Here is a 7292-nt window from a genome sequence, read left to right as displayed (position 1 = left end):
CCTATCTCTTGCTTCCTCTCTCCCCAAAAATCAAGCTAGGGCTGCTACTCTCAAGTTGAGGTGAGGGTAGAGGGGGAAGCGATCGCACAAAGTAGCTACCCTTTGGCGACATTCTGCTGTCACTGCTTCATCTTCTGGTTGTAGCAGGCGATCGGCAATAATATTGGCAATTTCGATAAATTCTGTGGTTCCCATCCCCCTTGTGGTCATTGCTGGTGTTCCTAACCGCAGGCCGCTGGTGACGAAGGGTGACTCTGGATCGAAGGGTACGGTGTTTTTATTGGCTGTAATGTTAACCCCACTGACCAGTTGATCTGCTCGTTTGCCTGTCATGGGGAGCGATCGCAAGTCAACTAGCATCAAGTGGTTGTCGGTTCCACCTGAGACAATCTTTAACCCCCGATCCAGCAATTGAGCAGCCATTGCGCGAGCATTTTCAATCACTTGGCCGGAGTAGATTTTAAATTCTGGCTTTAAGGCTTCGCCAAAGGCTACGGCTTTGCCGGCAATGACGTGCTCTAAGGGCCCTCCCTGGTTGCCGGGGAAAACTGCCTTATCCAGCTTTTTACCCAGTTCTGGGTCGTTTGTCAAAATTAAGCCGCCTCTGGGGCCCCGGAGGGTTTTGTGGGTGGTGGTGGTGACGACGTGACAGTGAGTGAGGGGGCTGGGGTGGTGTCCTGTTGCGACTAGACCGGCGATGTGGGCGATGTCGGCGAGGAGGTATGCACCTACTTCGTCTGCGATCGCTCTAAATTTCTCGAAGTCGATTGTACGAGAATAAGCTGAATAACCGCAAATCAACAATTTTGGTCGATGCTGTTTTGCTAGTTCTAATATTTCAGCATAGTCTAACTGTTCTGTTTCCCGGCTCACGCCATAGTGATGAACTTTGAACCACTTGCCAGATACGTTGACAGGGGAACCATGAGTTAAATGTCCGCCGTGAGACAAGTCCATGCCCATAATCGTGTCTCCAGGCTCCAGCAGCGCTAAGAAGACTGCAAAATTAGCCTGAGCTCCAGAGTGGGGCTGGACGTTGGCGTGGGCGGCCCCAAATAGCTGTTTGGCGCGATCTATAGCCAGTTGTTCTACACTATCGATAAATTCGCAGCCGCCGTAATAGCGTTTGGTGGGTAGACCTTCTGCATACTTGTTGGTCAAGACAGAACCTTGAGCTGCTAAAACTGCTGCTGACGTGAAGTTTTCGCTGGCTATGAGTTCTAAGTGATCCCGCTGCCGTTGGAGTTCTTTACCGATCAAATCGGCAACTAAGGGATCGGTCTTGCCCAGTAATTCTAAGTTAGTATCGCTCACGAAGTAAACCTCTCAACAAATTGGGAATTGGGGATGGGGTATTCGGTCTTGGGGAAGTTTAAGGAAGCACGAAAGAATGAGGAAATTTCCCTGTTTTGCTATTTTCCCATCTTTTTAGTCCCCAGTAGGCGAAGGTCATCCCACTTCCTACCTAGTTTCCCTATCCTAAGTTAACTGGGACTATACTGCTTCTCCCAGACTATGGCTGGGGAAGTATTGACATAAATATTACATTGTGTTCACCTTTAACCGATAGTCTCAAAGTCTTGAAGTACAATGAAATTAGCGGTCTGGACTCTCCCGGAGGTGTCAAATGTTAGTCATTTTAATGGAAAACCAGATGCTTGCTCCTCAGTCTGTATGTCAAAGTTGTTTACTGGCGGATCGGAGCGGTCAACCCCGCTGGACGGGAAATCAACTCCGCTGCGGCCATCCAATCCGTAAACCTGCTACTAGCCAACCCGACCAATACGAGTGTCAGATGGGCTTCCGCATTGCGAATATACAGTAGTGTTTTTGTGCTAGCACTTAGGTTGAAAGGTTGAGAGCGGCTTTGTATCGGCGAGTCGTAAGTAGTTGTGCAACTACGCGATCGGGGTTCTCCTGAAAACCCCATGACTTCAGTAAGAACAGGAAACACGAACGCCGGGTTAAAATCTACCTTCGATATTTTCCCTACTTTAGCACCCAACTTAGAAAAACCGTATTACGATAAGAAAGTCAGGAGGTTAGAAGCTGGCACATGAGAAACAGTCTCTGATTTTCACGGACAAAAACCAAATTGGCAACTTTAAACTGAATGGTTAATTACTGGACTTAGGAGAAATTTTTATGACTTGGCGCGGCTCTACGACTGTTCCCGAACGCATTTTTGCTTGTTTGCCTTATCTGTTGCCCTTGATTGACGGGCTACAGTTTGGTCAGTTCTTATTTCGACAGTTTCCAGTGCTAGGGCTATTTTTTGTGCCGATAGTTCCAGTGCTAAAGATTTACCAAACAGTACCGTTTGCTGGGTTGATTATCTTTTTTGGCTTGTATTTGGGCGTGGTAAGAAACGAAAATATTAATCACTTTATTCGTTTCAATGCGATGCAGGCTATTCTGATCGACATTATTTTGATTCTGTGCAGTTTGATTTTGGGAATTTTTGCTGGTGGTCAAGTCAGTTTTGTGATTCAGACTCTTTTTAACATGGTGTTTCTAGGTCTGGTGTCAGCATTTGTTTATGCTGTAGTTCAGTCTCTATTAGGACGTTATGCAGAAATTCCTCCGCTGTCGGATGCAGTTTATATGCAGGTACGGTGACAATTATAGCTAGGGGCTAGGGGCTAGGGGCTAGGGGCTAGGGAAGAGGTTACTCTGTAAGGAATTATGGGCTAAAGATAGCAGTTGTACTTGCCCTAATCGCCCTGGCGGTTGCTATAAAAGTTAAAAATTAAAAATTAAAAGTTAAAAATGAAGAATTTAATTTTTAACTTTTAACTTTTAATTATCTAGGGCCTACAGTGTTTTCTAGGGCACCAATACCTTCTATTTCGACTCTGATGCGATCGCCTATTTGTAATGGCCCTACACCTTGGGGTGTTCCAGTTAATATTACATCTCCCGGCATCAGGGTCATAACTTGGCTAATATAAGAAACTAGAAAATCTGGTGAAAAGACCATTTCATTAATCTTGGCAGACTGCACTGGTTCATTCGTGTCGTTGATAAAAGTCTGTAATTGTGCACCAGGACTCAATTCGCGGACTATCCAAGGCCCCAATGGACAGAATGAATCGAATCCTTTAGCTCTCGTCCACTGACCGTCGCGTTTTTGCAAATCTCTAGCTGTTACGTCGTTGGCGATGGTATAGCCCCAAATTTTGTTATGACCTTCTTCTGGGCTACAGTTAGTGCAAGGTTCCCCAATTACTAGGGCTAATTCTCCTTCGTAGTCTACTCGCTGAGATTGTGCTGGATAACGGATGATTGCTCCTGTAGGAATGATGGCGGTAGGCGGTTTGAGAAATAGCAGAGGTTCAGCAGGGACGGGAGTACCCATTTCGGCGGCGTGGTCAGTATAATTTTTGCCGACAGCGATGATTTTCGAGGGGGAGCAGGGGGCAAGAATTTTATATGTGTCTGGTTGCAGCTCTAAGTCTGTGGGTTGTCCTTTCAGCCAGGGAGGTGCATCGAGTACCTGGACGCTTCTGCTCAGTTGTAGCAAACCGTAATGAATCTGTCCTTGTGGGGTTTGAATGCGGATGTAGCGTTGAGCCATAGGTGGTGATTAATTTTCAGTTGGTAGGGGCGAAGCAAGTCGATTTTGAGGCTATGCTAGACAACGCACAACTGAGTTGACATTCTCACCCTTAACCAATGCAGTATAGCGGGAGATTGGGAAATTCAAGAGTTTTGAGTTTTAAGTTTTGAGTTTTGAGTTAGGCTCTACACAAAAGTCTGCGATCGGGAAATTAGGATACATTGGTTTGTAAGGGCAACTACCCACTCAGCGTATGGGGTTGAGACTCGATCGCTTTTCTACCATTATTAAACCTGTTTCTGTACAAAATCCTTGTAGGGGTCGATCCCAGGAATCAATTGGGAGTTCGGCTAAGCAAGCAAATTCAAAGATGATGCCGATCGCAGGCTTTGATGACCACTCTGGTAAACTTAACATTCTGTCATAATAGCCGCCACCGTAACCTAAGCGATAGCCGTTGGTGTCGCAAGCTACTGCGGGTACAAGGATTAAATCGACTGCGGATGGTTCTAAGATGGGGCTGTCTGGATCGGGTTCTAGTATACCAAATTTTCCTGTTTGTAAATTATCTCCGGGTGTCCATTTATGCCAGGAGAGTTGATTACCGCTACAGCGGGGAAATCCCCATTTTTTAGGGATGGTAAATAGGGGTGTTAAGTCTGGTTCTTGGCGATAAGTGAAGTAGGCTAGTATTGTTTGTGCTTGGGTGAATAGCGGTGAGTGTTGGAGGTGGGTGCAGAGGCGATCGCTTTTTTGTTTCCAGGCTTGTACTGAGAGGGATTGGCGGGTTTTGAGATGCGATCGGCGTAATTCTGCTTTGGTTAGCATATTATTTATGATTGGTACTACACATATGCGAGTGGGCAATTAGGGATAGTACACTCTACTCAAGTTAGGTTTTAACTATTATTATAAATTATTCTTCCTCCACCTGTTGATTTATTCTATTTGGGTAAAATCGATCCATCAACAGAACGGGAACAAATTACCGCTTGTATTAACATTCTAGCTGGTTTGCGCTTTACCAAAGACGTTATTAACCAATTGTTTCGGGAGGAAATTATGCGAGAGTCAGTAACTTATCAAGACATTCTCCAAAAAGGAGTACAACAGGGTTTACAACAGGGTTTACAACAGGGTTTACAACAAGCTCAACAAAGCTTGAGAAATTCTATTCTCGAAGCGCTAGAAACCCGTTTTGGCTTTGTCCCGCCAGAAGTAGTTCAGCAATTAGAGCTGTTAACGGTTGTAGAATTGCAAAGGTTAATACGTCAAGCTTGGACTTGCGAGACAATAGATGAATTTATCGCTCAACTAGGGTGAAAGTTAAGTGACATCATAGGGATAAGTTCCCTTCCACAATCATCCGAAAAAACCCGGTTCGTTGACGAAACCGGGTTTTATTGGAAACTTACACGGCGTGTTGCCGATACCACTCAATCGTTTTCTTCAACCCTTTCTTAAAGTCCATTTCAGCAGTAAACCCAAACGCCTTTCTCGCCCTTTCCGTATCCAAACATCGGCGTGGTTGACCATTGGGTTTATCCGTCTGCCAAACTATTTCTCCCTCATATCCCATCAATTCACATACGAGATTAATCAAGTCTCTAATTGAGATTTCATGATTAGTTCCCAAATTAACAGGTTCCGAGTCATTATATGATTGAGTTGCCATCACAATCCCCCGCGCTGCATCCAAGGAATACAAAAACTCGCGAGTAGGACTACCATCACCCCAAACGGGTAACTCTTTATCACCTCTTAGCTGTGCCTCATGTACTTTCCGAATTAATGCTGGAATTACATGAGAACTTTTGGGATCGAAATTATCCTCCGGGCCGTATAAATTCACAGGCAACAAATAAATACCATTAAACCCGTATTGCTGGCGATAGGATTGCAATTGAACTAATAAAGCTTTCTTTGCAACTCCATAAGGCGCATTAGTTTCCTCCGGGTAGCCATTCCAAAGATCCTCCTCTTTAAAAGGTACGGGAGTAAACTTGGGATAAGCACAAATAGTACCGAGACAGGTAAATTTTTCAACTCCTGCTTGATAGGCGGCGTGAATTAGTTGAACCCCCATCATCAAATTGTCGTAAAATAATTCAGCAGGCTTTTGTTGATTTAAACCGATGCCACCGACGTGAGCAGCTAAGTGAATTACAATATTTTGGTTCTCGGCAGCACGCTGGCAATTTTCCATCACTCTGAGGTCAAAATCGTGCGAGCGCGGGATCGAAATCTTGTCGCGATTAGCCCCTGCTTTCACAAGCCGATCGATCACATTACGACCCAAAAAACCAGCCCCGCCCGTAACCAGAATCCGCTTCTCGCTCAAATCTAACCCAGCCATATTTCTATCCTCAATTGAAGAGCAATTTGCTTGTACAAGCTGTAGAGTGGGCATTGACCAAAAGTATTTTTTTACCTAAATGATAGATATTTTGGCGGTCAATGTCTACCCTACTTTTAATTCAGTTAAAGGGTGCAGAACTTAATCAAAACTGTTGCCAGAACCGCGAAGCTGCTGTTCTAAAGATTTGATGTCAGAGTCCACCATTAATTTTACTAACTCCTCAAAAGTAACAGAAGGTTCCCAACCCAACTTTTGCCGCGCCTTAGTCGAATCACCGATTAACAATTCCACTTCGGCTGGACGCAAATAGCGTTCGTCAAACTCAACATATTCGTGCCAATCTAAATTGACACAATTGAATGCCTTATCTAGAAATTCCCGGATAGAATGGGTTTCATTAGTAGCCACTACATAATCATCAGGTTCGTCGTGCTGTAACATCAGCCACATCGCCTTCACGTAGTCCTTAGCATAGCCCCAATCGCGCTTAGAATCAAGATTGCCTAGGTAAAGTTTTTTCTGCTTTCCTGCTACAATCCTAGCTACAGCACGGGTAATTTTTCGAGTTACAAAGGTTTCACCACGCCGGGGCGATTCGTGGTTAAATAGAATGCCATTAGACGCAAACATCCCGTAAGATTCGCGGTAATTCACAGTTTGCCAGTGAGCATAAACCTTTGCACAAGCATAGGGACTGCGCGGATAAAATGGTGTGGTTTCTTTCTGAGGGACTTCCTGTACTAAACCATACATCTCAGAAGAACCTGCTTGATAGAATCGCACTTCGATCCCTGTGCGGTGTCGGTAGTCGCGAATTGCTTCCAAAAGGCGCAGTGTCCCTAAACCAACTGCGTCAACGGTATATTCTGGAGCGTCAAAACTAACTCGAACGTGAGATTGAGCACCTAAGTTATAAATTTCTGCGGGTTTGACTTCTTCTAAAATCCGGCGCAGGGTAGTACCGTCGGTCAAGTCACCATAGTGTAGGAATAAACGGGCATTTTCACTGTGGGGATCGACATAGATATGGTCAATGCGATCGGTATTGAAGGTTGAACTTCGCCGGATAATACCGTGAACTTCATATCCTTTTTCTAGCAGCAATTCACTCAAATAGGAGCCGTCTTGACCTGTAATACCGGTGATTAGCGCTCGCTTGCGTTCCGTCATCTGATTTTCCCTTCACAGACACTTTAACTCTAAGGGCTAGGCTGTTGTTACTTGCCTTTGCCATTATCAAATTTCTACGTTAACCTATAATCCCCAAGTCAGCGTCAAGGAACTGTATAGTTTTTGCAAAGATATAGATCTCTGATGAGTCGGAAGGATGTGGAGATGGGGAGCGGGGGAGCGGGGGCAGGGGAGCGGGGGAGC

Annotated in this window: 8 protein-coding genes; 3 read left to right on the top strand and 5 right to left on the bottom strand. The window is 45.0% G+C overall.

What is annotated here, in order from left to right; translation table 11 throughout:
* Positions 1-30: 30 nt before the first annotated feature.
* Positions 31-1314, bottom strand: coding sequence for a serine hydroxymethyltransferase (gene glyA / locus OSCI_RS10230; protein WP_007354863.1), 1284 nt, complete (start codon positions 1312-1314; stop codon positions 31-33).
* Between the two features lie 313 nt (positions 1315-1627).
* On the opposite strand from glyA, the gene OSCI_RS10225 reads away from it, so the two are divergent.
* Positions 1628-1825: a hypothetical protein gene (locus OSCI_RS10225; protein WP_007354862.1), complete on the top strand. Its 198-nt coding sequence runs from the start codon at positions 1628-1630 to the stop codon at positions 1823-1825.
* Between the two features lie 320 nt (positions 1826-2145).
* Positions 2146-2619 (top strand): Tic20 family protein, encoded by a 474-nt coding sequence (locus OSCI_RS10220; RefSeq protein WP_007354861.1) that lies wholly within the window; start codon positions 2146-2148, stop codon positions 2617-2619.
* A gap of 184 nt (positions 2620-2803) precedes the next feature.
* On the opposite strand, the gene OSCI_RS10215 is transcribed toward OSCI_RS10220, so the two are convergent.
* Entirely contained in the window at positions 2804-3577 is a 774-nt protein-coding gene (locus OSCI_RS10215; protein WP_007354860.1) for a fumarylacetoacetate hydrolase family protein, read from the bottom strand.
* A 228-nt stretch (positions 3578-3805) separates the two neighbouring features.
* On the bottom strand, positions 3806-4387 hold the full coding sequence (locus tag OSCI_RS10210; RefSeq protein ID WP_007354859.1) for a 5-formyltetrahydrofolate cyclo-ligase: 582 nt from the start codon (positions 4385-4387) through the stop codon (positions 3806-3808).
* Between the two features lie 120 nt (positions 4388-4507).
* Between OSCI_RS10210 and OSCI_RS10205 the strand changes: the two genes are divergently transcribed.
* The gene (locus OSCI_RS10205; RefSeq protein ID WP_007354858.1) at positions 4508-4882 is read left to right on the top strand and encodes a hypothetical protein; all 375 of its coding nucleotides are present in this window, start codon (positions 4508-4510) and stop codon (positions 4880-4882) included.
* Positions 4883-4970: 88 nt separating this feature from the next.
* Here the strand turns inward: OSCI_RS10205 and OSCI_RS10200 are convergent, their stop codons facing one another.
* Together OSCI_RS10200 and gmd are read right to left on the bottom strand one after the other, a co-directional pair.
* Complete coding sequence (locus tag OSCI_RS10200) at positions 4971-5915, bottom strand: GDP-L-fucose synthase family protein (RefSeq protein WP_007354857.1); 945 nt, start codon at positions 5913-5915, stop codon at positions 4971-4973.
* Positions 5916-6056: 141 nt separating this feature from the next.
* Positions 6057-7088, bottom strand: a complete 1032-nt coding sequence (gene gmd, locus OSCI_RS10195; protein WP_007354856.1) for a GDP-mannose 4,6-dehydratase — start codon at positions 7086-7088, stop codon at positions 6057-6059.
* Positions 7089-7292: the final 204 nt, after the last annotated feature.

It is taken from the genome of Kamptonema sp. PCC 6506 (genome assembly GCF_000180455.1).
In the GTDB taxonomy this organism is placed as follows: domain Bacteria; phylum Cyanobacteriota; class Cyanobacteriia; order Cyanobacteriales; family Microcoleaceae; genus Kamptonema; species Kamptonema formosum.
The sequence above is the reverse complement of the archived record's forward strand: the minus strand, read 5'-3'. Positions and strand labels throughout refer to the sequence as shown.

Coding starts and splice junctions, on each gene's coding strand:
- OSCI_RS10215 (WP_007354860.1), bottom strand. CDS start 3,577: ATGGCTCAACGCTACATCCGCATTCAAACCCCACAAGGACAGATTCAT.
- OSCI_RS10220 (WP_007354861.1), top strand. CDS start 2,146: ATGACTTGGCGCGGCTCTACGACTGTTCCCGAACGCATTTTTGCTTGT.
- gmd (WP_007354856.1), bottom strand. CDS start 7,088: ATGACGGAACGCAAGCGAGCGCTAATCACCGGTATTACAGGTCAAGAC.
- OSCI_RS10200 (WP_007354857.1), bottom strand. CDS start 5,915: ATGGCTGGGTTAGATTTGAGCGAGAAGCGGATTCTGGTTACGGGCGGG.
- OSCI_RS10225 (WP_007354862.1), top strand. CDS start 1,628: ATGTTAGTCATTTTAATGGAAAACCAGATGCTTGCTCCTCAGTCTGTA.
- OSCI_RS10210 (WP_007354859.1), bottom strand. CDS start 4,387: ATGCTAACCAAAGCAGAATTACGCCGATCGCATCTCAAAACCCGCCAA.